Origin of the sequence: Burkholderia sp. MSHR3999 (assembly GCF_000833595.1) — a bacterium.
GTDB classification, from domain to species: Bacteria; Pseudomonadota; Gammaproteobacteria; order Burkholderiales; family Burkholderiaceae; genus Burkholderia; species Burkholderia ubonensis.
In genome coordinates, this window is sequence record NZ_JRFO01000006.1 from 843950 (window position 1) to 870291 (window position 26342).

A 26342-nucleotide genomic window follows, 5' to 3' on the forward strand; every position below is an offset into this window, starting at 1 on the left:
TGTCCTTCTGGAGGGCCATCATGGACACGGTATCGCTAGTCGGCATCGATCTGGGCAAGCACTGCTTCCACCTGCATGCGCAAGACGCGTCAGGCAGGATGGTGTTCCGCAAGAAGCTCACGCGCAGCCAGATGTTCGCGCTGCTGGGCAATTTTCCGAGTTGTACCGTGGTCATGGAGGCCTGCGCCGGTGCTCACTGGATCGCCCGCCGACTTCAAGCGCTGGGCCACGAGGCCAAGCTAATTTCTCCCCACTTCGTCAAGCCGTTCCGGCAAGGCAACAAGAACGACTTCGCGGATGCGCAGGCGATCTGTGAAGCCGCTTCGCGCCCGAGCATGCGCTTCGTGAGTCCGCGTAACGAAGCGCAGCAGGTCGTATCAGCCTTGCACCGCGTGCGCGAGGCGCTGGTGCGGGAGCGCACCGGTACGATCAACCAGATTCACGCATTTCTGCTGGAGTTCGGTATCAGCCTGCCGCGTGGCATGGCGGTGATCCGCAGACTGCCGGCCGTACTGGAGACGCAAGCGTTGCCGCCCAGGCTGGTGGCCGTGCTCGAACGGCTGCAGGCGCATTTCAAGTATCTGGACGAGCAGATCGGCCAGCTCGAACACGAGCTGCTCACGCAATTGCACGAGGACGAGCGCAGCGAACGGCTGCTGGAGATTCCCGGCATCGGGCCAATCACCGCCAGCGTGTTGATGTCGGAATTGGGCGACGCCCATCAATATGGTTCGGCAAGGCAGTTTGCCGCTTCGATCGGTCTGGTGCCGCGACAGTACAGCACCGGCGGCAAACCAACGCTACTGGGCATCAGCAAGCGCGGCGACAAGGAACTGCGACGGCTGCTGGTGCAATGCGCGCGGGTCATCATGCTGGGTATCGAGCGCCGAACGGATTCCTTGGGCACCTGGGTCCGCAGCCTGTTGGCGCGACGGCACTCGAACGTAGTGGCTTGCGCGCTGGCCAATAAATTGGCGAGGATCGCGTGGGCCATCCTCGCCAAAGGGACACACTACAGAAGCGCGCCGGCGGCTCTTGCGGCCTGACGCTTCCGATCGCTTACGGCTTCAGTAGTCACACCTGGTTTTGCGACGCGAGATACGTGAAGGCATAAACGACTCAACGGCCGGGCAAGTAACCTGACAACAAAAACAGCATCTCGATGCTGAGCGCTTTTTGAGGTTTGCCCGGCGCGGCTCCCATCATGGGGCGGGATCATTCCCATCCGCGACCCCGGATAGATTCGAGCAAGTCCACTTTAGGTCAACACTGCCTCGCTTGCAAAAATCGGGCTGACCATAGATTTTGTTTGCTGCGGCTTTCCTGCGACGATTGTCGCGCCGCTCAGCCCGCGCGCTTGATCCGCGTAATCGGCAGCACGCGCAGGCGGGCCTCGATCGACGGGCACAGCGATTCGTTCTCGAACCGCGCGGCGAGGAAATCGACGAACGAGCGCACTTTCGCCGACACATGGCGGCGGCTCGCGTACACCGCATAGATCGGCAGCTCGCGCGGCGGCACCGCATCGAGCAGCACCGGCACGAGACGCCCGGCCTCGAGGTCGTCGCCAACCACTTCGGTGCCGAGCAGCGCGATGCCCGCGCCGCCGAGCACGGCCGCGCGCAGCCCTTCGAGGTGGTTGACGATCAGGTTGCCGTTGAGATTCACGCGCAACGCGGCGGCCGCGTCGGTCACCATCGCATCGAGCATCGTCGCGTTCGTGTCGCGCCGCAGGTAGTTGTGGTGCGCGAGGTCCGCGATCGTCTGCGGCGTGCCGCGCTTCTCCAGATAGTCGGGCGACGCGACGAGCATGATGTGCGCGGTCGCGATCTGCCGCGCGACCAGCGACGACGACTTCAGCCCGCTCGGCGCCGCGCGCACCGCGACGTCGTAGCCTTCGTCGATCAGCTCGACGACGCGGTCGGACAGCGTGATCTCGACCGTCACGTCGGGGTAGCGGTCCGCGTAGTCGGTCACCGCCCGCATCACGTGGCGCAGCCCGAACGCGGACAGCGACGTCACGCGCAGCCGGCCCTGCGGCACGACGCTCGCGGCGCCGACCGCCTGCCCGGCTTCGTCGAGTTCGGACAGCGCCTGCACGAGGCGCTCGTAGTATTCGCGCCCCGCTTCGGTGGGCGCGACGCGTCGGGTCGTGCGATGCAGCAGCCGCGCGCCGAGCTGCTGCTCGAGATGCATCACGTGCTTGCTCGCCATCGCCGCCGACATCTGCATGCGCTCCGCCGCGCCGACGAAGCTGCCCACTTCGACGACGTAGCGAAACACATTCATGCTGACGAGGGTATCCATCGAACTAGCTCGCAATCCCAGAGAATCGAGAAATTACGAGATAGAGTAGCAAAAGAGAGGAAACAGAAAGGTCAACAAACGCAAAACGGCGCCGCAATGGGCGGCGCCGTTCAACAAAACGAAACAGGGCACGAATCCGGCGCGGCTCGCGCGGCGGCGTGCCCGCGGGGTCAGAACTTCGCGCGAATGCCGGCGCCGAACGTGTTGCCGTTCGACAGGCTGCTGATGTGGTCGTTCATGTATGCCGCGTAGACGTCGGTGCGCTTCGACAGCGGATAGTCATAGCCGACGGCCCACGTCTGGCGTGTCTGGTTCAGGCCGCCCGCGTCGCGCGAGTAGGCGTACGACGCCATCGCGGTGCCGGTGCCGAGCGGCACCGTCACGCCGCCCTGCCCGGTGTTCACGTGCCAGCTGCCCGCGACCTGGTCGTTCTTCGTATACATGTACTGGCCGAACAGCTTCACGTATTTCAGGTCGTAGGTCGCGCCGACCTGCGCGATGCCCTGGCTCTTCATGCCGGTGACGCTGGGAAGCGTGCCCAGGTCGCGCGGGGCGTTGTTGAAGTTCACGTACTGGTACACCGCGGTCGCCGCGAACGGCCCGTTCGCGTAGTTGAACTGAGCACTCCACTTCTTCGCGCCGTTGTCGCCCGCCTGGTTGCCGAGCCCGTACATCACGCCGAAGTTCGCGCCGCCGAACGCCGGCGACGTATACGACACCGCGTTGTTCCAGCCCGAATCGCCGACCGCGCCCTGGTCGCTCGGATAGGTCGGGAACGTGCCGAGGCCGAGGAACGTGTGATAGACCATCGGCGAGAACACGTACGAGTCGAAGAACGGGTTGAACAGGATCGTCGACAGGAACAGGTGCGTGGTCAGGCGGCCGGCGGTCACCGTGCCGTACGGCGAGCTGATGCCGACGTACGCGTTGCGCGCGAAGAAGGTGTCGCCGTCGAAGCGGCCAAACTTGCCGTTCTGCGCGCGGAAGAAGCTTTCCAGCGTGAAGATCGCCTTGTAGCCGCCGCCGAGATCCTCGGTGCCGTGCATGCCCCAGTACGACGTCGACATCCCGCCGCCCGACACGTTCCATGCGCGATCGCCGCCCGGGAATTTCGTCGCGCCGACCCACTCGTCGACCTGGCCGTACAGCGAGACGCTCGATTGCGCGTGGGCGGGCGCGGCGGCGACGCAGGCGGCGGCCGCGACCAGCGCGGCGGACGTGCTCGACGCACGGCGGGCAAATGCTTTCATGGGATCTCCAGGGATTGTCGATAAGAAACCGGGCGGCGCGAGCGTTGTTATAGGGGCCGCTGCTTGCGTCGTGCTGGGGCGCAGCCATCTTTGCGGATCATTTTTCCGGTCAAAAATGCGTGTGCTTATTGCGGGTATAGCGGCGGCATTAACTTCGCGGCGGCGGTTCGGGGGCAGACGGGGCGCGGCGGCAACGCGCGAGCTCGTCACGCGGCGGCACGGCGGCGCATCACGCGCGAACCGGGCGCGAAAGATAGCGCAATGCGGCGGGAAAATCAGCGGAAATCGATGCGCGACTGTGGCGAATTCGCATCAGTCGGCGGGGGACGGAACGCGGGCGCGTTCAGTTTCGCTCAGTTTCGGTAAAACGGCGAGAAATACGGCGAATGCGCGGGCTCTTCCTGCGCGCGCGGCGGCGGCAGCGGGCGGCCGCCGCGCTCCTCGTTGTAGCGGGCGACGTCGGCGCGGATCGACCCGGCGCGCAGCGGCACGTTGCCGCCGCCCGGCGGGCGCGGCACCTGGCGCGCGTCGGCGCTGATCGGGCGGTACGGGCTCTGCGCGGCGTAGTGGCCGTACGACGGCGTCGGCCGCAGGCCCCAGCGAGGGCCGGAGCCGTTGACGCCTGCGCCCATCCGCGCCCCGGGGTTGCCGCCCCACTGCGGTGCATGGCGCCACACGGGCGGGCCACCGGACGCGCGCAGGCCGCGGTCGCCGCCGCCGAACTCGTGTCCGCCGTGCGGGGGCTGCGCGAGCGCAAAGGGCACCAGCAGCGCGCCGAGCACGCCTGCCGCCCATCGTCCGATCTTCCGTTTCACCCGATCCGTCATTGTTCAGAGCCTGGTTTTACCGGCCGCGAACGCCCGTCCAGGGCGAGCGCAAGCCTTTCAGCAGTAATTTATGAGCGAGGCGAAATCGTGTCGAGCCAAAAAGTGTTAGGTCCGGGGCATCGGTGTAACACCATGTTACTGCTGGGTTTTTCACGTCAGGGACGGATCGCCGCGGCACATTCTTCTGCTGTTTTCGTCACCTGCGCGACAGGCGGGGCCGGCCGCCCGGCATTCGCTTGATTCATCAATCGATTCATACAATGAATTTGTGGTTTGAATCGGCAACCGGGAAAATACCGGCATCCGCGCGTGCGGCGTCCGCGCGTGCGCGGCACGCCTTCCTATCGTCCCGATCGAGATCCCGATGGCCCGCCCCCGTTACCTCCCCGACAACTTCACGCTCGCCCTCGTCGGCACCGTCGTGCTCGCGAGCCTGCTGCCGTGCCGCGGCCCGGCCGCGCACGCGTTCAACTGGGCGACCAACATCGCGGTCGGCCTGCTGTTCTTCCTGCACGGCGCGAAGCTGTCGCGCGAGGCGATCGTCGCGGGCGCGACGCACTGGCGGCTGCACGCGGTCGTGCTGCTCAGCACCTTCGCGCTGTTCCCGCTGCTCGGCCTCGCGCTGAAGCCGGTGCTGCAGCCGCTCGTCACGCCGGCGCTGTATGCGGGCGTGCTGTTCCTCTGCACGCTGCCCTCGACGGTCCAGTCGTCGATCGCGTTCACGTCGATCGCGAAAGGCAACGTGCCGGCCGCGGTCTGCGCGGCGTCCGCGTCGAGCCTGCTCGGCATCTTCGTCACGCCGGCGCTCGTCGGGCTGATGATCACGACGCAGTCGGCGGCGAGCGCGTCGCCGTGGAGCACCGTCGGCAGCATCGTGATGCAGCTGCTCGTGCCGTTCGTCGCCGGCCAGTTGCTGCGGCCCGTGATCGGCGGCTGGATCGAGCGCAACCGCGCGGTGCTGCGCTTCGTCGATCAGGGCTCGATCCTGCTCGTCGTCTACGTCGCGTTCAGCGAGGCCGTGGACCAGGGCCTCTGGCACCAGATTCCGCCGCGCGCGCTCGCCGGGCTGCTGGCCGTCAACCTGCTGCTGCTCGCGCTCGCGCTGCTGCTGACCGCGTTCGTCAGCAAGCGGCTCGGCTTCAACCGCGCCGACCAGATCACGATCATCTTCTGCGGCTCGAAGAAAAGCCTCGCCGCCGGCGTGCCGATGGCGAAGGTGATCTTCTCCGCGCACGCGGTCGGCGCGGTCGTGCTGCCGCTGATGCTGTTCCACCAGATCCAGCTGATGGCCTGCGCGGCGCTCGCGCAGCGCTGGGGCGCACGCAGGCTGGGCGAACCAGGCGACGAGGGCGCCGCGCAGGGCCGGGCCGCGGGTGCGCCGCGCGCACTGAGCGCCGGCAAGCGCTGACACGCCAGCCGTCGCATTGCCCGACGCCGGCCCCCGGCCCGCGCCGCGCAATGCGGCGGCCATGACCCGCGGCGATGCACCACGACGGCGCATCGCGTCACGAAAAATTCACTCAACTCTTCCTGCGCGGTGCCGTTATGCCGGTCGTCCCGACGTTTCGGCCGTCCCGCCATGTCCGCCATCCCCGCCGCTCCCGATGCCGCCCGCACCGCGCGATTGATCGCGGATCGCGCGCTCGCCGCCGTGTTCCAGCCGATCGTCGACCTCGGCTCCGGCACGGTCATCGCCTATGAAGGCCTGATCCGCGGCCCGCGCGGCACGGACCTGGAGACGCCCGCCGCGCTGTTCGCGCAGGCGGCGCGCGAAGGCGCGACCATCGCGCTCGAACACGCGGCCGCCATCACCTGCCTCGACGCGTTCGCGGCGCTCGGCTGCGACGGCAAGCTGTTCCTCAACTTCAGCGCGGGCGCGATCCTGGCGCTCGCGCGCGAACGCGAGCACGCGCGCATGCTGCTCGAGCGCGCGCAGATCGCCGCCGAGCGCATCGTGATCGAGCTGACCGAGCAGAATGCGTCGACCGATCTCGCGCAGGTCGCGCCGGCCGTCGCGTCGCTGCGCGACGCGGGCATCCAGTTCGCGCTCGACGACTACGGCACCGCGAACGCGAGCATGAACCTGTGGCTGCGCCTGCATCCCGACGTCGTGAAGATCGACCGCTTCTTCATCCACGACATCGCCCTCGATCCGCTGAAGTTCGAGGCGGTCAGGGCCATGCAGCACTTCGCGCACGCGAGCGGCGCGAAGCTGATCGCCGAAGGCATCGAGCACGAGCGCGACCTGATCGTCGTGCGCGACATGGGCATCTGCTGCGTGCAGGGCTTCCTGCTGGGCCGCCCGCACGCGCAGCCGGAACGCGTCGTCGCGCCCGCCGCGCGCGACGCGATCCGCGCGCCGCACATCGCGGTGTTTCCGGACGCGTCGCGCGCAGCCCGCCCGAGCGGCACGGTCGCCGCGAAGATGCTCGTCGCCGCGCCCGCGCTGCCGCGCGACGTGACCAGCAACGACGTGCTCGCGCTGTTCAACCGGATGCCCGAGCTGCACGCGGTTGCGCTCGTCGAGCACGAGCGGCCCGTCGCGCTGGTGAACCGCCGCAGCTTCATGGACCGCTTCGCGCTGCCGTACCACCGCGAGGTGTTCGGCAGGAAGCCGTGCCTGCAGTTCGCGAACGATGCGCCGCTGATGATCGAGAACGCGACGACGGTCGAACAGCTCGCGCTGCTGCTCGCCAACAACGACCAGCGCTATCTCGCGGACGGCTTCGTGATCACCGAGCACGGCCGCTATGTCGGCCTCGGCACCGGCGAGAGCCTCGTGCGCGCGGTGACCGAGATGCGCATCGAGGCCGCGCGCTACGCGAACCCGCTGACGTTCCTGCCCGGCAACATCCCGATCAGCGCGCACATCGACCGGCTGCTCGCGCGCGACGCCGGGTTCCACGCGTGCTACGTCGACCTGAACCAGTTCAAGCCGTTCAACGACCAGTACGGCTACTGGCAGGGCGACGAGGTGCTGAAGTACGCCGCGACCGTGCTGGCCGGCATCTGCGATCCGCAGCGGGACTTCCTCGGCCACGTCGGCGGCGACGATTTCCTGGTGCTGTTCCAGAGCGACGACTGGCACGCGCGCGCGGCCGCCGCGATCGGCCGCTTCAACGACGGCGCGCAGCGCTTCTACACGCTGGTCGACCAGCGCGCGGGCGGCCTGCACGGCGAGGACCGCCACGGCAACCCGGCGTTCTTCGGCTTCGTGACGATGGCGATCGGCGCGGTCGGCGTGCCGGCGGGCGCGCACCGCGCGATGCGCTACGGCAGCGACGAGATCGCGTCGGTCGCGGCGCTCGCGAAACGGCGCGCGAAGCAGCAGCCCGACGGGCTCGCGGTCGTCGATCTCGACGCGGGCCGCGCGGCGCTGCTCGCGCGCGGCGAGCCGCCCGCGACGCCGCACTGACCACGCGCGGACACCTTGCCTTTTGCGGCGCCTGTTTAGTATTTTTAGTAAAAGCGCCGGCGCAGATTAGTGCTTTAAATTCGCGTATTTACGGGTATTCCCCGGGGATATGGCGCGATTTTATCGATGCGGTTTACTATACAATCGCCGTCACCCTAAACAAACCGGATTTCCGAACGATGGGCACCACCATTCGCGACGTGGCGCGGGCGGCAGAGGTCTCGATCGGCACCGTGTCCCGCGCGCTGAAGAACCAGCCCGGCCTGTCCGAAGCCACGCGCGCGCGCATCGTCGAGATCGCGCAGCGCCTCGGCTACGATCCCGCGCAACTGCGGCCGCGCATCCGCCGGCTGACGTTCCTGCTGCACCGCCAGCACAACCGCTTTCCCGCCAGCCCGTTCTTCTCGCACGTGCTGCACGGCGTCGAGGACGCGTGCCGCGAGCGCGGCATCGTGCCGACGCTCCTGACCGTCGGCCCGAACGACGACGTGCTGCGCCAGATGCGCCCGCACGCGCCCGACGCGATCGCGGTGGCCGGCTTCATGGAGCCGGAGACGATCGAGGCGCTCGCCGCGACCGGCCGCCCGCTCGTGCTGATCGACCTGTGGGCGCCCGGGCTGCGCTCGGTCAACATCGACAACGCGACCGGCGCGGCGCTCGCGATGCGTCACCTGCTGGCCACCGGCCGCACGCGCATCGCTTTCATCGGCGGCTCGCCCGCGCACTACAGCATCACGCAGCGCGCGATCGGCTACCGGCGCGCGTTCTTCGAGGCCGGGCGGCTGTTCGACCCGGCCTACGAAGTGACGATCGACGCCGGACTCGACCCGGACGCCGGCGCCGCGCGCGCGATGCAGCAGCTGCTCGACGCGCCGGGCCCGCGCCCGGACGCGGTGTTCGCGTACAACGACGCGGCCGCGCTCGCCGCGCAGCGCGTGTGCCTCGCGCGCGGGCTGCGGGTGCCGGACGACATCGCGATCGTCGGCTTCGACGACATCCCCGCCGCCGCGCACGCGAGCCCGCCGCTCACGACGCTCGCCGTCGACAAGGAAGCGCTCGGCCGCCGCGGCGTCGAGCTGCTGCTGGCCGAAGCGCCCGAGCACACCGAGATCTGCCTGCCCGTCGAGCTGATCGTGCGGGCCAGCAGCCGGCCCGCCGCGACGCGGGCGCCCGTCACCGCCACGAGCACCGAACCATGACTACGCCCCCGGTCCAACCCGCCCCGGCGACGCCGGCCGCGCATGGCCATCCGGCCCCGTTCGTCGCGAGCTTCCGCGATCCGTCGTTCCTGCTGTCGCACGTCGAGGACACGCTGCGCTTCTATGCGCCGAACGCGCTCGACTCGACGGGCGGCTTCTACCACTACTTCCGCGACGACGGCAGCGTGTACAACCGCACGTCGCGGCACCTCGTCAGCAGCTGCCGGTTCGTCTTCAACTACGCGATGGCGTACCGGCATTTCGGCGATCCGCGCCATCTCGACTACACGCGCCACGGGCTGCGCTTCCTGCGCGACGCGCACTGGGACGACGCGCTGCAAGGCTACGACTGGGAGCTCGACTGGCGCGACGGCGCGAAGCGCGCGACGCTCGACGGCACGCGCCACTGCTACGGCCTCGCGTTCGTGCTGCTCGCCGCCGCGCACGCGACGATGGCGGGCGTCGACGAGGCGCGGCCGCTGATCGCCGCGACCTACGAGCTCGCCGAGCATCGCTTCTGGGACGCCGCCGCGGGCCTCTACGCGGACGATGCGTCGCCGAACTGGATCGTGTCGAGCTACCGCGGCCAGAACGCGAACATGCACATGACCGAGGCGCTGCTCGCCGCGTACGAGGCGACCGGCCACCTCACCTACCTCGACCGCGCGGAAAAGCTCGCGACGCACGTCACGCGGCGCCAGGCGGCGCTGTCGGGCGGCCTCGTGTGGGAGCACTATCACGCGGACTGGTCGGTCGACTGGGACTACAACAAGGAAGACAGCTCGAACATCTTCCGGCCGTGGGGCTTCCAGCCGGGGCACCAGACCGAGTGGGCGAAGCTCCTGCTGATCCTCGAGCGGCACCGCCCGCTCGACTGGCTGGCGCCGCGCGCGGCCGAGCTGTTCGACGCGGCGCTCACGCACGCGTGGGACGCCGATCACGGCGGGCTCTGCTACGGCTTCGGCCCCGACTTCACGATCTGCGACCACAACAAGTATTTCTGGGTGCAGGCGGAATCGTTCGCGGCGGCCGCGATGCTCGGCGCGCGCACCGGCGCCGAACGCTACTGGGACTGGTACGACGAGATCTGGCGCTACTGCTGGGCGCATTTCGTCGATCACCGCTACGGCGCGTGGTACCGGATCCTGACCTGCGACAACCGCAAGTACGGCGACGAGAAGAGCCCCGCCGGCAAGACCGACTACCACACGATGGGCGCGTGCTACGACGTGCTCGCGACGCTCGCGCGCGCGGCGCGCAGCGAACCCACGCAATGAGCGGCGGCGGCTTTCCGGCGTTCGTGTCCGCCGGCGACATCCTGACCGACATGGTGCGCGCGGGCGACGCGCGCTGGACCTCGGTGCCGGGCGGCGCCGGCTGGAACGTCGCGCGCGCGGTCGCGCGGCTCGGCGTGCCGAGCGCGCTCGCCGGCGCGATCGGCGAGGACTGCTTTTCCGACACGCTGTGGCGCGCGAGCGACGCGGCCGGGCTCGACCTGCGGTTCCTGCAGCGCGTCGCACGAGCGCCGCTGCTCGCGATCGTCCACGAGACGCGGCCGCCTGCCTATTTCTTCATCGGCGAAGCGAGCGCCGATCTCGCGTTCGACCCGGCGCGGCTGCCGGCCGGCTGGGCCGATCACGTGAAATGGGCGCACTTCGGCTGCATCAGCCTCGTGCGCGAGCCGCTCGCCGGCACGCTGATCGCGCTCGCCGCCGACCTGCACGCGCGCGGCGTGAAGATCAGCTTCGATCCGAATTACCGGAACCTGATGACGGCCGCGTACCGGCCGACGCTCGAGAAGATGGCGGGCCTCGCGGACCTGATCAAGGCGTCCGACGAAGACCTGCGGCACCTGTTCGGCGGCAGCGAGGCCGCTGCGATCGCAGCGCTGCGCGCGCTGAATCCGCGCGCGGCGCTGCTGGTGACGCGCGGCGCGGACGCCGCGACGCTGTACGCGGACGGCGACGCGCACGAAGCGCGCCCGCCGCGCGTCGAGGTGGCCGACACGGTCGGCGCGGGCGACGCGTCGATCGGCGGGATGCTGTTCAGCCTGATGGCGGCGCCGCAGCGGGCGTGGCCGGAGCACCTCGCGTTCGCGCTCGCCGCGGGCGCCGCCGCGTGCCGCCACACCGGCGCGCACGCGCCGACGCTCGACGAGGTGGTTGCGTTGCTGGAGGGCTAGGGCCTGCACGACCCGGCACGACGCGGTGCTGTACATGTTGCGGCGCGGTGCTACGATGAAGTGTCCTTTTGCGGGAGAGGCATCATGGACACCAACACGTTCACGAAGGGCATCTACACGGCCAAGGCGCATACCCGGCACGCCGGCCACGGCCAGTTCCAGGGCTACGTGATCCTGAGCCGGGACGAAGGGGAGGCCCCCGACAACACGGTGTACGACGTCGGCAGCACGAGCCCGAACGAGGAAGAGGCGTTCAACGAAGCGAAGGCGCTCGCCCATCGCATCCTCGGCGAGATCGAGCTGTGACGCGCGCCGCGCGTCAGACGAGCCGCGCCGCCATCGACACCAGCATCGTGATCACCAGCGTCGACATGAACGGAAACGGGTAGCGCCGCCCGCCGAGCGTCAGCGTCACGTCGCCGGGCAGCCGCCCGACGCCCAGCTTGCCGAGCCACGGCCAGCAGCGCGTGAGGATCATCACTGCGACGAACGACGCCATCAGCCAGCGCAGCATCGGCCGTTCCCGTCAGAGCCGTCAGAGCGCGTGCGAGCGGTCGCCGCGCGCGAACGCGTCGAGCGTGCCGTCGAGGCCGCGCGAGAACGCGATCACCTTGAACAGCTCGCCCATCTCCGCTTCCGAGATCAGCTTCTGCACCGCGTTCGCGGCGGGCAGGAACGCGTGGACGTCGGACGGATCGATCGCGGCGAGCACATCGGTGATGCCCGCATTGAGCAGGAAGCGCGCCTGCGACGTGTAGCCGAGCAGGTCCGCGCCGGTCGCGACGCCGGCCGCGTAGATCCCCGAGAATTCGACGTGCGCGGTGATGTCCTGCAGGCCCGGATAGAGGAACGGATCATCGTGCGCGCGGTGCCGGTAGTGGCACATCAGCGTGCCGCGGTCGCGCTGCGGATGGTAGTACTCGTGCGCGGGGAAACCGTAATCGATCAGCAGCACCGCACCGCGCGCGAGCATCGTGCAGACGGTGCGGGTGAACGCGAGCGCCGCCTCGTGCGTCTCGGTCACGTAGCCGTCGCCGGTGTCGGCATCGAGCGCGGCGAGCGCCGGCGGCACGTCGGCCGGCGCGGCCGGCCGGTCCTCGAACACGAACGCCTGCCGCGCGTCGAGCGCGACGCCGCGCTCGCGCCACGCGCCGTCCGCCTTCGCGAACAGCCGCACCGGCATCGCGTCGAGCACCTCGTTGCCGACCACGACGCCCTCGAAGCGCTCGGGCAGCGCGTCGAGCCAGCGCACCTTCGACGCGAGGCCGGGGGCAGCAGCGGCGATCGTGTCGCGTTGCCGCTCGCGCAACTCGCCGGACAGGTCGACAATCAGGTATTCGTCGAGCTCGGCCGCCAGCGCGTCGAGCGCCGCGAGCAGCCCCGCCGCCAGCTTGCCAGTGCCCGCGCCGAATTCCATCACGCGGCGCGTGCCGCTCGCCGCGAGCGCCTGCGCGACGGGCCGCGCGAGCGTCTGCGCGAACAGCGGCGACAGCTCGGGCGCGGTGACGAAGTCGCTGCCGTCGTCGGCGCGGCGGCCGAACTTGCGGGCGCCGCCGCTGTAGTAGCCGAGGCCGGGCGCGTACAGCGCGCGCTCCATGAAGCGGTCGAACGGCAGCCAGCCGCCGGCCGCCGCGATCTCGTCGCGCAGCTGCGCGGCGAGGGTTTCGGACTGCGCGAGCGCGTCGGGGCCGGGAGCAGGTAGACTAGCGGGTTCGTGAGCTTTCGGGTTCATCCCGGCATTGTAAATGACCGTTTCAGCCGATACGTCGACCGCGCGCGTGGTGCTCGTCGCGGGCGCCCTGAACAGCGCGGCCGACGCCGCGTCGATCGGCCGCGCGCTCGCCACGGGGTTCGCCCGGCGCGGCTGGGACGTCGCGCTGCAGCGCGGCCGCGACGCGCCGCCCGCCGTGGCCGACGCGCTCGTCGCCGAGGTCGGGGCGCTCGGGCGCCGCGCGGCCGTGCTCGATGCCGATCTGGCCCTCGAAGCCGAGGCGGCCGGGCTCGTCGCGGCCTGCGGCGCGGCGCTCGGCCGGCCGGCGTGCGTCGTGTTCCACAGCACGCCGACCGGTACCGACGACGCGCGCTCGGTGCGCCAGGCGTCGCTCGCCGCCGCGCTGGCCCGCAACGTCGCCGCGCCGCTCGCGCTGGCCCGCGCGCTCGACGCCGCGACGCCCGACGCCGCGCGCGCCGACGAAGCGCTGCGCGCGTGCGCGATCCACGTGCTGGACCAGGCGCTGTTCCACCCGGCGCCCGAACGGCTGTCGCACGCGCTGATGCAGGCCGCGCTGAACCGCGCGACCGCCGCGCTGGCGCTGACGCTCGCGCCGAAGGTGCGCATCGCGGCGCTCGTGCGCGGGCGCGCGCCGCGCGCGGACGACATCGCGGCGGCGGCCTGCTACCTGGCGGACGCGCCCGGCATCACCGGCGCGACGCTGACCGTCGACGGCGGCGAGCACCTGGTGCCGCCTGCCGCCGGCCCGAATCAACCGCGCGGGCGCGCGCCATGACGGCCGCCGCCCGCGCCGCTTTGCGTGCGCGCACGCCAATTTGACTGGAACGACCATGCATTCCGCCCTCCTGCACCCCCGCCTCGCGGATTGCCGCAGGCTCTACCTGCGCGACTACGAGGTGCACATCAACATCGGGGCATTCGAGCACGAGAAGCGCGGCGAGCAGCGCGTCGTCATCAATGTCGACCTGTTCGTGCCGCTTGCGCTGTCCACCCCCGTCGACGACCGGCTGCATGAAGTCGTCGACTACGACCTGATGAAGCAGAGCGTCGCGCAGTGCGTGGCGCGCGGCCACATCCACCTGCAGGAAACGCTGTGCGACGCGATCGCCGCGCGCCTGCTGGCGCACGACGCCGTGCGCGCGGTACGCGTCCGTACCGAGAAACCGGACGCCTATCCGGACTGCGACGCCGTCGGCGTCGAAGTCTTTCGCATCAAGGACGAGGAGCGCGCATGAACGCCCCCCATACCCCCAACCTGAATGAGCAGGCGGCCGGCGCCGCCCCCGTCGAAGGCGGCGCGGCCGACGCCGGCCGCCCGGCGCTGACGCGCCGCGAGCAGAAGGAAGCGTACGAGAACAACAAGCTGTTCAAGCGCATCGTGCGCCAGGTCGGCCAGGCGATCGGCGACTACAACATGATCGAGCACGGCGACAAGGTGATGGTCTGCCTGTCGGGCGGCAAGGACAGCTACGCGATGCTCGACGTGCTGTTGCGCCTGCGCGAGCGCGCGCCGATCGACTTCGACATCGTCGCCGTGAACCTCGACCAGAAGCAGCCGGGCTTCCCGGAGCACGTGCTGCCCGAGTACCTGACGCGGATCGGCGTGCCGTTCCACATCGAGAACCAGGACACCTACAGCATCGTCAAGCGCCTCGTGCCCGAGGGCAAGACCACCTGCTCGCTGTGCTCGCGGCTGCGCCGCGGGATCCTGTACCGCGTCGCGGGCGAGCTCGGCGCGACCAAGATCGCGCTCGGCCATCACCGCGACGACATCGTGCAGACGCTGCTCCTGAACATGTTCTACGGCGGCAAGCTGAAGGGGATGCCGCCGAAGCTGCAGTCGGACGACGGCAAGAACGTCGTGATCCGCCCGCTCGCGTACGTGAAGGAAACCGACCTCGAGAAGTATGCGGAGCTGCGCGAATTCCCGATCATCCCGTGCAACCTGTGCGGCAGCCAGCCGAACCTGAAGCGCGCGGAAATGAAGGCGCTGATCCGCGAGTGGGACAAGCGCTTCCCGGGCCGCGTCGACAACATGTTCAACGCGCTCGCGAAGGTCGTGCCGTCGCACCTGATGGACACCACGCTGTTCCCGTTCACGTCGCTGCGAGCGACCGGCGAGGCCGATCCGCAGGGCGACATCGCGTTCGACGAGGAACCGTGCTCGACGGGCGACGACGCGGCTGCGCCGGGCGCGGGCCAACCGATCTCGCTCGTCCGGTTCGACGATCTGTAAGCGCCGCGCAGGGCCCGGCGACGCCCGCCGGGCGGGCCCGCCAGCCCCGCTCGGCGGGTGGGGCCCATGCTAAAATGACTAGCTTCGAACTCTTCAGACAAGCTGGCGCCATGAATATCGTGATTTTGGCGGCAGGCACCGGCAAGCGCATGCGTTCCGCGCTGCCGAAAGTGCTTCATCCTCTGGCCGGCAGGCCCCTCCTCTCCCACGTCATCGCCACCGCGCGCGCGCTGCAGCCGTCCCGGCTCGTGGTCGTCGTCGGCCACGGCGCGGAGCAGGTGCAGGCAGCCGTCGCCGCGCCCGACGTGCAGTTCGCGGTGCAGGCCGAGCAGCTCGGCACCGGCCACGCGGTGCGCCAGGCGCTGCCGCTGCTCGATCCCGCGCAGCCGACCCTCGTGCTGTACGGCGACGTGCCGCTCACCCGCGTGTCCACGCTCGAGCGCCTCGTCGCCGCCGCGCGCGACGGCCGCTACGGCATCCTGACCGTCACGCTCGACGATCCGACCGGCTACGGCCGCATCGTGCGCGACCCGGCCGGCTTCGTCACGCGCATCGTCGAGCAGAAGGACGCGTCGCCCGAAGAGCAGAAGATCGCCGAGATCAACACCGGCATCGTCGTCACGCCCACCGCGCAGCTCGCGATGTGGCTCGGCGCGCTGAACAACGACAACGCGCAGGGCGAGTACTACCTGACCGACGTCGTCGAGCTGGCGATCGACGCCGGCTTCGAGGTCGTCACCGCGCAGCCGGACGCCGAATGGGAAACGCTCGGCGTGAACAGCAAGGCGCAGCTCGCGGAGCTCGAGCGCGTGCACCAGCGCAATCTCGCCGACGCGCTGCTCGTCGACGGCGTGACGCTCGCCGACCCGGCGCGGCTCGACGTGCGCGGCACGCTGCGCTGCGGCCGCGACGTGTCGATCGACGTGAACTGCGTGTTCGAAGGCAACGTGACGCTCGCCGACGACGTGACGATCGGCGCGAACTGCGTGATCCGCAACGCGTCGATCGGCGCGGGCGCGCGCATCGACGCGTTCACGCACATCGACGGCGCCGAGCTCGGCGCGCACACGGTGATCGGCCCGTACGCGCGGCTGCGCCCGGGCGCGCAGCTCGCGGACGAAGCGCACGTCGGCAACTTCGTCGAGGTGAAGAACGCGGTGATCGGCCACGGCTCGAAGGCGAACCACCTCACGTACATCGGCGACGCCGACATCGGCGCGCGCGTGAACATCGGTGCCGGCACGATCACCTGCAACTACGACGGCGCGAACAAGTTCCGCACCGTGATCGAGGACGACGTGTTCGTCGGCTCGGACACGCAGCTGGTCGCGCCGGTGCGCGTCGGGCGCGGCGTGACGATCGCCGCGGGCACGACGATCTGGAAGGACGTGGCCGAAGGCATGCTCGCGTTGAACGACAAGACGCAGACCGCGAAGAGCGGCTACGTGCGCCCGGTCAAGAAGAAAGGCTGAACACCCCGCGGGCGCCGTCGTTGCGCCCGCTTCGACTTACAGGACTGTTTCCATGTGCGGCATTGTCGGCGCAGTTGCAAAGCGTAATATCGTTCCGGTGCTGATCGAAGGTCTGCGGCGCCTCGAATACCGTGGCTACGATTCGTGCGGCGTCGCCGTGCTCGAGCCGGGCGCCCCTACGTCGGGCGCCCCTACGCCGGGTGCCCCTACGCCGGGTGCCCCGAAGCGCGCGCGCAGCGTCGCGCGCGTCGCCGACCTCGACGCGCAGGTGCGCGAGTCGCATCTCGAAGGCGTCACGGGCATCGCGCACACGCGCTGGGCCACGCACGGCGCGCCGGTCACCCACAACGCGCACCCGATCTTCTCGTCGAACGCGCTCGCGCTCGTCCACAACGGCATCATCGAGAACTTCGAGCCGCTGCGCGACGCGCTGCGTGCGAAAGGCTACGAATTCGTGTCGCAGACCGACACCGAGGTGATCGCGCACCTCGTGCACAGCCTGTATCGCGGCGACCTGTTCGCCGCGGTGCGCGAGGCGGTGCAGCGGCTGCACGGCGCGTATGCGATCGCGGTGATCCACAAGGATCAGCCGCACACGGTCGTCGGCGCGCGCCAGGGCTCGCCGCTCGTCGTCGGCTACGGCGACGGCGAGAACTTCCTCGCGTCCGACGCGCTCGCGCTGGCAGGCAGCACCGACCACTTCACGTTCCTCGAGGAAGGCGACGTGTGCGAGCTGTCGCTCGACGGCGTGAAGATCGTCGACCGCCACGGCGCGGCGGCGCAGCGCGAAGTGCGCGTCGTCAGCGCGTACGGCGGCGCGGTCGAGCTCGGGCCGTACCGGCACTTCATGCAGAAGGAAATCTTCGAGCAGCCGCGCGCGATCAGCGACACGATCCCGCAGGCCGACGCGTTCGACGCCGCGCTGTTCGGCGACGCCGCGGCCGCCGCGTTCGGCGAGATCGACAGCCTGCTGATCCTCGCGTGCGGCACCAGCTACTACTCGGGCCTGACCGCGAAATACTGGCTCGAATCGATCGCGAAGATCCCGACCCAGGTCGAGATCGCGAGCGAATACCGCTACCGCGAATCGGTGCCGAACCCGCGCCAGCTCGTCGTCGTGATCTCGCAGTCGGGCGAGACGGCCGACACGCTCGCGGCGCTCAAGCACGCGCAGTCGCTCGGCCATGCGCACACGCTCGCGGTGTGCAACGTCGCGACGAGCGCGATGGTGCGCCTCACCGAGCTGCAGTTCCTCACGCACGCGGGCACCGAGATCGGCGTCGCGTCGACGAAGGCGTTCACGACCCAGCTCGTCGGGCTGTTCGTGCTGGCCGCGACGCTCGGCAAGCTGCGCGGGCACGTCGACGCCGCGCAGGAAGCCGAATACCTGAAGCAGCTGCGCCACCTGCCGGCCGCGCTGAACAGCGTGCTCGCGCTCGAGCCGCAGATCATCGCGTGGTCGGAGGAATTCGCGCGCAAGGAAAACGCGCTGTTCCTCGGCCGCGGGCTGCACTACCCGATCGCGCTCGAAGGGGCGCTTAAGCTGAAGGAAATCTCGTACATCCACGCCGAGGCGTATCCGGCGGGTGAACTGAAGCACGGGCCGCTCGCGCTCGTCACGGAAGCGATGCCGGTCGTCACGGTCGCGCCGAACGACACGCTGCTCGAGAAGCTGAAGTCGAACATGCAGGAAGTGCGCGCGCGCGGCGGCGAGCTGTACGTGTTCGCGGACGCGGACACGCAGATCGTCAACGACGACGGCCTGCACGTGATCCGGATGCCGGAGCACTATGGCCAGTTGTCGCCGATCCTGCACGTCGTGCCGCTGCAGCTGCTCGCGTATCACACGGCCTGCGCGCGCGGCACCGACGTCGACAAGCCGCGCAATCTCGCGAAATCGGTGACGGTGGAATAAGCGGCGCAGCGCGCCGCCGACGAGACAGACGGAGAAAGCATGGTGAGACTGATCGGATGCGGCTTGCTGGCGCTGGCGTGTGCGACGCCCGGCATGGCCGCCGACCATTACGTCGAGGTGTGGAATCCGCCCGAGGCGCGCACGGCTACGCCGCGTCCGCCGGCGGCGCACGCGCCCGACGCGCACGCGGCCGCCCCCGCGAAGCATGCCGCCGCCCAGCAGAAGACGGCCGCGAAGGCGCACAAGCGCCACGTCGCGCCCGCCACGCAGACGCTGAAGACGGGCGCGCATCGCATGCCGGCGCCCGGCACCGCGCCCGCCACACCCACCGCGCCCGCCGCGCGCCCGGTCGCCCAGCCCGCGCCGGGCCGGCTCACGGTGATGCAGCCGGACGCGCAGGATTCGCCGCATGGCCTCGCCTTCACCGACATCCCGCGGCAATACACGCCGGACGGCAACGTGCTGCGCGTCGGCACCCGCAACGGCCCCGCCAAGGTGACACGATAATGGAAGCGGAAACCTACCACGGCTACCAGATCTGGGGCCACGCGATCCTGCAGCAGGACGAGATCATGCAGCCCGAGCGCTTCGCGGCAAGCGGCACGATCACGCAGCACAACAAGCTCGTCGAGGCATCGGGCGTGCTCGGCGTATTCGATACCGAGGACGAGGCGCGCGTCGCGGGGCTCGAATGGGCGCGCGCGTGGATCGATAACCACCGCTGAGCGCAGCGCAGCCAGTAAACGAACGAAGGGGCGTCCATGACGCCCCTTCGTGCATTCGAACCCGGCTCGATCGTTCACGCAACCGGCCGCGGCGGCCGCATCGCCCCCTGCGGCCGGCCGACGAACCGCGCGAGCACGACGATCGTCGCCAGCGTCGCGACGTACACGACGATCTGGATGCCCGCCGGACGCGCGGTATAGCCGACCAGCGTATGCAGCGCCTTGCCGACGAGGCTCGAATCCTTGAGCAGCCACGACGTATCCCACACCGCGTCGCCCCACGACGGCACGAGACCGGCCGCCAGCAGGAAGCCGACGCACTGGCTCGCCATCCCGGCCGCGAGCAGCACGATCAGCCCGTTGGTGACGGAGAACAGGCGCTTCAGCGGAATCCGCAGCAGGCCCGCATACATCGCATAGCCGAGCCCCGCGCCGCCGAGCACGCCGAGCAGCCCGCCGGCGACCATCTGCGGCGTCTGCCCCGGATCGCCCGCCGCGATGCCGTACAGGAACAGCACGGCTTCCGAGCCTTCGCGCAGCACCGCGACGCCGACGACGATCGCGAGCCCGGTCAGCGGCCTGCTGCCGGCTGCGACGGCCCGGCCGACCGCGGTCATGTGCAGCGCCATCTCGCGGCCATGCTTGCTCATCCAGATGCTGTGCCACGCGAGCATCAGCGTCGCGACGAACATCACGCCCGCGTTGAACACCTCCTGGCCCATCCCGGACGCCCACTGCGAGATCGCGTCGGCGAACGCGGCGATCAGGCCCGCGCCGACCACGCCGCCAGCCAGCCCGCTGCCGACCCACCAGCCGCGCCGCGGCACGCCCTTCGTGGCGGCCATCACGATCGAGACCACCAGCGCGGCCTCGAGCACTTCACGAAAGACGATCAGGGCGGTAGACAACATGGCGGTTCGCGCTTACTTGACGGTGAGCTTCGTCTTCGACTGAGCTTCGTGGTACTCGTCGTGGAACTCGTAGGTGCCGGCCTTCAGCGGCCCGACCAGGATCTCGACCGACTTGCCGGCGGGAACGACCTTCTCCGCCTTGAAGTCGTCGCTTTCGAATTCGGCGGGCGTCGCGTCGAGGTTCTTCACGACGAACTTCACCTTCTTGCCGGCGGGAATCGTCACGCCTTCGGGCGAGAACTTGTGGTCCTTCAGGGTCAGGTTGACGACGTCGTCGGCCGCGAATGCGGAGGTGGCCGACGCACCCAGCAGGGCCAGCGCAAAGCCGAAAGCGAAACGATTCATGATCAGGAGTGGAAAGAAATGCGGAAGAAGAATTGATACTAAGAGCGATTCGCATTTCCGCATTGATTACCCTTGATCGCCGAATGGGAATCGGGCGCCATGCCGTTCAGCAAGCCTTTGTATTGAAATGATTTTTTCCATCGCCGCGTCCGACCCTGAGCGGTCAATCGGGCTAAATACCGACTGACGTTTCGATCGACGCCGTTATTCGTCTGATTACACACTGACGAATGGCTGTCGCACGCTTGACCTTCCCACGGTGGCAAGCTTCATGCTGTGCGGGTTCGTCAACTCTGGAGAGAATCATGGAATTCGAAGTTCAGGACATGACCTGCGGCGGCTGCGCGAACGCGATCACCCGCGCGGTGACCGCGGCCGATCCCGGCGCGAAGCTCGACATCGACGTCGCCGCGAAGCGCGTGACCGTGCAGTCGACGCAGCCGGCCGAGCGCGTGCAGTCGATCATCGAAGCCGCGGGCTTCCATCCTTCGCTGCGCGCCGCGTAACGCGCGCCGCCGGCTCCCGCGCAGCGGCGGAGCCGGCGGCGCGGGCGGCGTCACCGCAAGCGCACGAGCGTCGACTTCAGCTCCGTGTACTTCTCGAGCGCGTGCAGCGACTTGTCGCGGCCGTTGCCCGACTGCCGGTAGCCGCCGAACGGGAAGTTCATGTCGCCGCCCTCGTCGTAGCAGTTCACCCACACGGTGCCCGCGCGCAGGCGTCGCGACACCTCGTGCGCGGTCGTCAGGTTCGACGTCCACAGCGCCGCGGCGAGGCCGTACTCGGAATCGTTGGCGATGCGCACCGCTTCGTCGACGTCGTCGAACGCGATCACCGACAGCACCGGCCCGAAGATCTCCTCGCGCGCGATCTTCGCGTCGGGCTTCACCTCGAACACCGTCGGCTCGACGTAGAAGCCGCCCGTCTCCCGCAACACGCGCGCACCGCCCGTCACGAGGCGGCCTTCGCTGCGCCCCGCGTCGATGTAGCCGAGCACGCGCTCGAGCTGGATGCCGTCGACGATCGCGCCCATCGACACCGACGGGTCGAGCGGATTGCCGGGCACGTACGCGCGCGCGGCCGCGACGAGCTTCTCGACGAACACGTCCTTGATGTCGCGATGCACGAGCAGGCGCGAGCCCGCGGTGCACATCTCGCCCATGTTGTAGAAGATCGCACCGGCCGCGGCCTGCGCCGCGCGATCGAGGTCCGGGCAGTCCGGCAGCACGATGTTCGGCGACTTGCCGCCGAGCTCCAGCCACACGCGCTTCAGGTTCGATTGCGCCGCGTACTGCATGATCAGCTTGCCGACCGCGGTCGAGCCGGTGAACGCGATGCAATCGACGTCGCGATGCAGCGCGAGCAGCTTGCCCGGCTCGCCCGCGCCCGGCACGACGTTGAACACGCCGGCCGGTATGCCGGCCTCGTGCGCGAGCTGCGCGACCCTGATCGCCGTGAGCGGCGACTTTTCCGACGGCTTCAGCACGACGCTGTTGCCGGCGGCGAGCGCGGGGCCGAACTTCCATGCGGCCATCAGGATCGGGAAATTCCACGGCACGACCGCCGCGACGACGCCGACCGGCTCGCGCGTGACGAGCCCGACCAGATGATGATCGGCCGGCACGACTTCGCCGCCGACCTTGTCGATCGCTTCGGCGAACCATTCGACGCAATACGCGGCGCCCGGCACGTCGACCGTCGTCGTGTCGTCGATCGGCTTGCCCGCGTCGAGCGTCTCGAGCAGCGCGAGCTCGTCGAGATGCGTGCGCATCAGCGCGGCCCAGCGCAGCAGCACGGCCTTGCGCGCCCGCGGGTTCAGCCCCGCCCACACCTGCGCGTCGAACGCGCGGCGCGCGGCCGCGACGGCCGCGTTCACGTCCGCGTCGCCGCAATCGGCGACCTTCGCGAGCACGCGGCCATCGATCGGGCTCACGCAGTCGAAGGTCCTGCCTGACTGCGCATCGCGCGGCGCGCCGTCGATGAACGCGCGCCCTTCGATCGCGAGCGACGCTGCCTTGTCCTGCCAATCCTTCAAAGTCAACTGGTTCATCAGGATGCCTCAATGGTTGTGGCATTCGCCGCGTACGAGCGGCAGCGCACGTCGCGCAGCCGGCAGTGAATACGGCGAATGCGGCGGTGAAGCGCGGCCGGAAGGCGGGTCAGAAGGTCGGCGGCGAGTTGGCCGAGACGACCTCGCAGACTTGCTCCGCGCTGGGATTGCGAAAACGGTGCGGCAAACGGCTTTCGAAGTAGTAGCCGTCTCCGGGATCGAGCAGCCACGTTGCGCCGTCGACGGTGAGCTCGAGCCGGCCCGACACGACGACGCCGCCTTCGTGCCCGGCATGCGCGAGCATCTCGGGCCCGGTGTCGGCGTGCGGCTGGTAGACCTCGCGCATGATGCACATGTTGCGGTCCTTCACGCCCGCGCCGACCAGATGAAACGCGAGCGCGTCGTTGCCGAGGTTCGGCATCTCGTCGCGGCGCGACACCACGGTGCGCGATTCGACGAGCTCGAACGTGAAGAACTCGGCGAGGCTCATCGGGATGCATTCGAGCAGCTTCTTCAGCGAGCCGACCGACGGGCTCACGCGGCCCTGCTCGATCAGCGAGATCGTGCCGTTGGTCACGCCGGCCCGCTTCGCGAGTTCACGCTGCGACAGGCCATGCTTGTTGCGCACGAAACGCAGGCGCTCGGCGACTTCGGTGGACATCGATTCGGTTTCGGACACGATGAGTGCGAGGAAAGAAGGACGCGACGCGTGGAACGGCCGTTGAATATTCTAATCACTTTATGTCGCGTATTGGCGGGGAAAACCCTGAAAGGCGTCCGAAATAATCAACACTTACCCGCCATTCCATTTACGCATATTTTATTCGCAGTGCTTCGGGTAAGCCCTGATCCGGGACCATAAAAAAACATTTGACGCCGTTTTTGGCTCGTATATGCTGGCTCTCAGGTCAGCGTCATTGAACCGTCACGCGCATCAAAACGCGTTATTGCAACGCAAGAATGCGATGCGCGCCGATGCTCACGACGCCCGGCCGGCGCCTCGATTATTTAAACGCCCCGCGCGTTCTGGCAATCAGGTGTTCAATACTTTCAACGAACCAGTCGAGTGTAATCGTGAGAGTCCGTGGCCCTCTGGTGAGGTGGGATCGTGGCGATGCGCGAAGTAAGCGCAGCGCGGCGTCCACCATCGCCGATGGCAGTTGCGGCTGGCATAGTCCTCGCCTGCTGCATCTGTCCATCTACACCATCCTGTCCCGTCGTTCCGTCCGGCGTCACAACGCCGTCTCCGCACGCGCGTTCGTCGCCGTCGATACCGACGAAGTGGCGTCGCTGCTGCCATAGCGCCTCTCTCCCTTTCACGTCGTCCGTTTCGCCCGCATCCCGTCCGCCGCGTCGCTTGACCGGTGACGGACGGCGCTCGCGCATGCGTTGCCTCACGCATTGCCGCGCACCGCGCCGCACAACGAAACGGACGTCGGCCTGATCGTCGCGCGCAGCACTGATCTTCTGCTGCGCTCCTTCGTCAGCGGCCATGCGCCCCGCGCACGGCTGCGGGGCCGTGCCGCGCCTGCGATTTGCGCAAGCCATGCTTGCCGCGCCGAGCGCCGCGCGTCACGGCCTGCTTAGGTAACCTGATCGACGCCATGGAAAGGAAACCCCTCGTCGGCATCACCGCCGACATGACGCAAATCGGCTCGCATCCGTCGCATACGGTCGGCGACAAGTATGTCGCCGCCGTCGTCGACGGCGCCCATGCGCTCGCGATGGTGCTGCCCGCGCTCGGTGAGCGCCAGTCGGTCGACGACATCGTCGATGCGGTCGACGGGCTGCTGTTCACCGGCAGCTATTCGAACGTCGAGCCGCATCGCTACGGCGGCGAACCGAGCGCGCCCGGCACGAAGCACGACGCCGCGCGCGACGCGACGACGCTGCCGCTGCTGCGCGCGGCCATCGCGGCCGGCGTGCCCGTGCTCGCGTTGTGCCGCGGCTTCCAGGAGCTGAACGTCGTGTTCGGCGGCACGCTGCATCAGCGCGTGCACGAAGTGCCGGGCCTCGCCGATCACCGCGAGGACGACGACGCGCCGCTCGACACGCAATACGGCCCCGCGCACGCGGTGCGCCTGACGCCCGGCGGCGTGCTGCACGCACTCGCGGACGGCCGCGACGAAGTGCGCGTGAATTCGCTGCACAAGCAGGGCATCGCGCAGCTCGGCGCCGGCCTCGCGATCGAGGCGGTCGCGCCGGACGGCCTGATCGAGGCCGTGAGCGTCGCCGGCACCGCCGCGTTCGCGCTCGCCGTGCAATGGCATCCGGAATGGCGGCATGCGCACGACCCGCTGTCGACCGCGATCTTTCGCGCGTTCGGCGACGCGTGCCGCGCCCGCCGGGACGCCCGCGCACGCGCCGGGGCCGCCGCCGCGCTCGCGTGAGCGCGCCGACCAACCAACGAGAACAATCATGCAAGACATCGACGAATTCCTGAAGAAACACCGGATCACCGAGATCGAGGCGATCATCCCCGACATGGCCGGCATCGCGCGCGGCAAGATCACGCCGCGCAACAAGTTCACGTCCGGCGAATCGATGCGCCTGCCGCAGGCCGTGATGGTGCAGACCGTCACCGGCGAATATCCGGAAGACGGCTCGCTGACCGGCGTGACCGACCCCGACATGGTGTGCGTGCCCGACATGTCGACGATCCGCCTGATCCCGTGGGCGGTCGACCCGACCGCGCAGGTGATCCACGACTGCGTGCACTTCGACGGCTCGCCGGTCGAGATCTCGCCGCGCTACGTGCTGCGCCGCGTGCTCGACCTGTACAAGGCGAAGGGCTGGAAGCCGGTGGTCGCGCCCGAGCTCGAGTTCTACCTGGTCGACATGAACAAGGACCCGGACCTGCCGCTGCGCCCGCCCGTCGGCCGCACGGGCCGCCCGGAAACGGGCCGCCAGTCGTACTCGATCGAGGCGGTCAACGAATTCGATCCGCTGTTCGAGGACATCTACGAGTACTGCGAATCGCAAAGCCTCGACATCGACACGCTGATCCACGAAGTCGGCGCCGCGCAGATGGAGATCAACTTCATGCACGGCGACGCGCTGTCGCTCGCGGACCAGGTGTTCCTGTTCAAGCGCACGGTGCGCGAAGCGGCGCTGCGGCACAACATGTACGCGACGTTCATGGCGAAGCCGATGGAAGGCGAGCCCGGTTCGGCGATGCACGTGCACCAGAGCATCGTCGACGAGGAAACGGGCCACAACCTGTTCACGTCGAAGGAGACCGGCGGCGCGACGTCGATGTTCTACAACTTCCTCGCGGGCCTGCAGAAATATACGCCGGCGCTGATGCCGATCTTCGCGCCGTACATCAACTCGTACCGCCGGCTGTCGCGCTTCATGGCCGCGCCGATCAACGTGCAATGGGGCTACGACAACCGCACGGTCGGCTTCCGCATTCCGCACTCGGGCCCGGCCGCGCGCCGCATCGAGAACCGCATCCCGGGCGTCGACTGCAACCCGTACCTCGCGCTCGCCGCGACGCTCGCGGCCGGCTATCTCGGGATGACGCAGCGGCTCGAGCCGACCGAGCCGCTCGTCAGCGACGGCTACGACCTGCCGTACCAGCTGCCGCGCAACCTCGAGGAAGGGCTGACGCTGATGGCCGCGTGCGAGCCGATCGGCGAGATCCTCGGCCACAAGTTCCTGAAGGCGTACTTCGCGCTGAAGGAAACCGAATACGAAGCGTTCTTCCGCGTGATCAGCTCGTGGGAACGCAAGCATCTGCTGCTGCACGTGTGAGCATGCGCCACCGCACTCCGGAG

The 26342-nt window shown here is 69.0% G+C and carries 27 protein-coding genes; 18 read left to right on the forward strand and 9 right to left on the reverse strand.

Features of this window, described 5'->3' with window-relative positions; all coding sequences use genetic code 11:
- The first annotated feature begins 20 nt into the window (after positions 1-20).
- Complete coding sequence (locus KY49_RS21150; protein ID WP_042584526.1) at positions 21-1046, forward strand: IS110 family transposase; 1026 nt, start codon at positions 21-23, stop codon at positions 1044-1046.
- Between the two features lie 298 nt (positions 1047-1344).
- Here the strand turns inward: KY49_RS21150 and KY49_RS21155 are convergent, their stop codons facing one another.
- The 3 genes from KY49_RS21155 to KY49_RS21165 all read right to left on the reverse strand — a co-directional run bounded on the left by KY49_RS21155 (position 1345) and on the right by KY49_RS21165 (position 4384).
- The gene (locus KY49_RS21155; protein ID WP_042586466.1) at positions 1345-2307 is read right to left on the reverse strand and encodes a LysR family transcriptional regulator; all 963 of its coding nucleotides are present in this window, start codon (positions 2305-2307) and stop codon (positions 1345-1347) included.
- A gap of 170 nt (positions 2308-2477) precedes the next feature.
- Complete coding sequence (locus KY49_RS21160) at positions 2478-3557, reverse strand: porin (protein ID WP_042586467.1); 1080 nt, start codon at positions 3555-3557, stop codon at positions 2478-2480.
- 353 nt (positions 3558-3910) lie between these two features.
- Positions 3911-4384, reverse strand: a complete 474-nt coding sequence (locus KY49_RS21165) for a hypothetical protein (RefSeq protein WP_042586468.1) — start codon at positions 4382-4384, stop codon at positions 3911-3913.
- 364 nt (positions 4385-4748) lie between these two features.
- Here KY49_RS21165 and KY49_RS21170 point away from each other — a divergent pair, with 364 nt between their 5' ends.
- The 6 genes from KY49_RS21170 to KY49_RS21195 all read left to right on the forward strand — a co-directional run bounded on the left by KY49_RS21170 (position 4749) and on the right by KY49_RS21195 (position 11486).
- Complete coding sequence (locus tag KY49_RS21170; RefSeq protein WP_042586469.1) at positions 4749-5792, forward strand: bile acid:sodium symporter family protein; 1044 nt, start codon at positions 4749-4751, stop codon at positions 5790-5792.
- A 171-nt stretch (positions 5793-5963) separates the two neighbouring features.
- A complete protein-coding gene (locus tag KY49_RS21175) occupies positions 5964-7799 on the forward strand; it encodes an EAL domain-containing protein (protein WP_042586470.1) in 1836 nt (611 codons plus the stop codon).
- Positions 7800-7978: 179 nt separating this feature from the next.
- Entirely contained in the window at positions 7979-8998 is a 1020-nt protein-coding gene (locus tag KY49_RS21180; RefSeq protein ID WP_042586471.1) for a LacI family DNA-binding transcriptional regulator, read from the forward strand.
- On the forward strand, positions 8995-10275 hold the full coding sequence (locus KY49_RS21185; RefSeq protein WP_042586472.1) for an AGE family epimerase/isomerase: 1281 nt from the start codon (positions 8995-8997) through the stop codon (positions 10273-10275). Before KY49_RS21180 ends, KY49_RS21185 begins: the two co-directional genes overlap by 4 nt.
- Positions 10272-11180, forward strand: a complete 909-nt coding sequence (locus tag KY49_RS21190) for a carbohydrate kinase family protein (RefSeq protein WP_042586473.1) — start codon at positions 10272-10274, stop codon at positions 11178-11180. Before KY49_RS21185 ends, KY49_RS21190 begins: the two co-directional genes overlap by 4 nt.
- Positions 11181-11264: 84 nt before the next feature.
- Positions 11265-11486, forward strand: coding sequence for a hypothetical protein (locus KY49_RS21195; protein WP_010090460.1), 222 nt, complete (start codon positions 11265-11267; stop codon positions 11484-11486).
- A gap of 13 nt (positions 11487-11499) precedes the next feature.
- Here the strand turns inward: KY49_RS21195 and KY49_RS21200 are convergent, their stop codons facing one another.
- Together KY49_RS21200 and KY49_RS21205 are read right to left on the reverse strand one after the other, a co-directional pair.
- Positions 11500-11694 carry a DUF2905 domain-containing protein gene (locus tag KY49_RS21200; protein ID WP_010090459.1) on the reverse strand — a complete coding sequence of 65 codons (195 nt, stop codon included), beginning with the start codon at positions 11692-11694 and terminating at the stop codon, positions 11500-11502.
- Positions 11695-11715: 21 nt separating this feature from the next.
- Positions 11716-12912, reverse strand: coding sequence for a class I SAM-dependent methyltransferase (locus KY49_RS21205; protein ID WP_042586900.1), 1197 nt, complete (start codon positions 12910-12912; stop codon positions 11716-11718).
- Positions 12913-12925: 13 nt separating this feature from the next.
- On the opposite strand from KY49_RS21205, the gene KY49_RS21210 reads away from it, so the two are divergent.
- The 7 genes from KY49_RS21210 to KY49_RS21240 all read left to right on the forward strand — a co-directional run bounded on the left by KY49_RS21210 (position 12926) and on the right by KY49_RS21240 (position 19260).
- A complete protein-coding gene (locus tag KY49_RS21210) occupies positions 12926-13687 on the forward strand; it encodes an SDR family oxidoreductase (RefSeq protein WP_042586474.1) in 762 nt (253 codons plus the stop codon).
- A 55-nt stretch (positions 13688-13742) separates the two neighbouring features.
- A complete protein-coding gene (locus KY49_RS21215; RefSeq protein WP_010090456.1) occupies positions 13743-14147 on the forward strand; it encodes a dihydroneopterin aldolase in 405 nt (134 codons plus the stop codon).
- Positions 14144-15148, forward strand: coding sequence for a tRNA 2-thiocytidine(32) synthetase TtcA (gene ttcA, locus KY49_RS21220; protein WP_042586475.1), 1005 nt, complete (start codon positions 14144-14146; stop codon positions 15146-15148). The genes KY49_RS21215 and ttcA overlap by 4 nt, the downstream gene beginning before the upstream one ends.
- A gap of 110 nt (positions 15149-15258) precedes the next feature.
- Positions 15259-16620, forward strand: coding sequence for a bifunctional UDP-N-acetylglucosamine diphosphorylase/glucosamine-1-phosphate N-acetyltransferase GlmU (gene glmU / locus KY49_RS21225; RefSeq protein ID WP_010090454.1), 1362 nt, complete (start codon positions 15259-15261; stop codon positions 16618-16620).
- A 52-nt stretch (positions 16621-16672) separates the two neighbouring features.
- On the forward strand, positions 16673-18535 hold the full coding sequence (gene glmS, locus KY49_RS21230) for a glutamine--fructose-6-phosphate transaminase (isomerizing) (RefSeq protein WP_042586476.1): 1863 nt from the start codon (positions 16673-16675) through the stop codon (positions 18533-18535).
- Positions 18536-18574: 39 nt separating this feature from the next.
- Positions 18575-19042, forward strand: coding sequence for a hypothetical protein (locus tag KY49_RS21235; RefSeq protein ID WP_042586477.1), 468 nt, complete (start codon positions 18575-18577; stop codon positions 19040-19042).
- A complete protein-coding gene (locus KY49_RS21240) occupies positions 19042-19260 on the forward strand; it encodes a hypothetical protein (RefSeq protein WP_042586478.1) in 219 nt (72 codons plus the stop codon). Before KY49_RS21235 ends, KY49_RS21240 begins: the two co-directional genes overlap by 1 nt.
- Positions 19261-19334: 74 nt before the next feature.
- Here the strand turns inward: KY49_RS21240 and KY49_RS21245 are convergent, their stop codons facing one another.
- Both KY49_RS21245 and KY49_RS21250 read right to left on the reverse strand, forming a co-directional pair.
- Positions 19335-20171, reverse strand: coding sequence for an FTR1 family iron permease (locus KY49_RS21245; RefSeq protein ID WP_042586479.1), 837 nt, complete (start codon positions 20169-20171; stop codon positions 19335-19337).
- A 12-nt stretch (positions 20172-20183) separates the two neighbouring features.
- The gene (locus KY49_RS21250; protein WP_042586480.1) at positions 20184-20516 is read right to left on the reverse strand and encodes a cupredoxin domain-containing protein; all 333 of its coding nucleotides are present in this window, start codon (positions 20514-20516) and stop codon (positions 20184-20186) included.
- Positions 20517-20821: 305 nt separating this feature from the next.
- On the opposite strand from KY49_RS21250, the gene KY49_RS21255 reads away from it, so the two are divergent.
- Positions 20822-21022 (forward strand): heavy-metal-associated domain-containing protein, encoded by a 201-nt coding sequence (locus KY49_RS21255; protein WP_042586481.1) that lies wholly within the window; start codon positions 20822-20824, stop codon positions 21020-21022.
- A gap of 50 nt (positions 21023-21072) precedes the next feature.
- Here KY49_RS21255 and KY49_RS21260 read toward each other — a convergent pair whose 3' ends face one another.
- Both KY49_RS21260 and KY49_RS21265 read right to left on the reverse strand, forming a co-directional pair.
- Positions 21073-22563, reverse strand: a complete 1491-nt coding sequence (locus KY49_RS21260) for an aldehyde dehydrogenase (RefSeq protein ID WP_042586482.1) — start codon at positions 22561-22563, stop codon at positions 21073-21075.
- Positions 22564-22672: 109 nt separating this feature from the next.
- Entirely contained in the window at positions 22673-23224 is a 552-nt protein-coding gene (locus KY49_RS21265) for a cupin domain-containing protein (RefSeq protein ID WP_042586901.1), read from the reverse strand.
- Positions 23225-23637: 413 nt separating this feature from the next.
- On the opposite strand from KY49_RS21265, the gene KY49_RS38675 reads away from it, so the two are divergent.
- The 3 genes from KY49_RS38675 (at position 23638) to KY49_RS21275 (ending at position 26319) form a co-directional block, all read left to right on the forward strand.
- Complete coding sequence (locus KY49_RS38675; protein WP_010095686.1) at positions 23638-23865, forward strand: hypothetical protein; 228 nt, start codon at positions 23638-23640, stop codon at positions 23863-23865.
- A gap of 302 nt (positions 23866-24167) precedes the next feature.
- Complete coding sequence (locus KY49_RS21270) at positions 24168-24953, forward strand: gamma-glutamyl-gamma-aminobutyrate hydrolase family protein (protein WP_042586483.1); 786 nt, start codon at positions 24168-24170, stop codon at positions 24951-24953.
- 28 nt (positions 24954-24981) lie between these two features.
- Positions 24982-26319 carry a glutamine synthetase family protein gene (locus tag KY49_RS21275; protein WP_042586484.1) on the forward strand — a complete coding sequence of 446 codons (1338 nt, stop codon included), beginning with the start codon at positions 24982-24984 and terminating at the stop codon, positions 26317-26319.
- Positions 26320-26342: the final 23 nt, after the last annotated feature.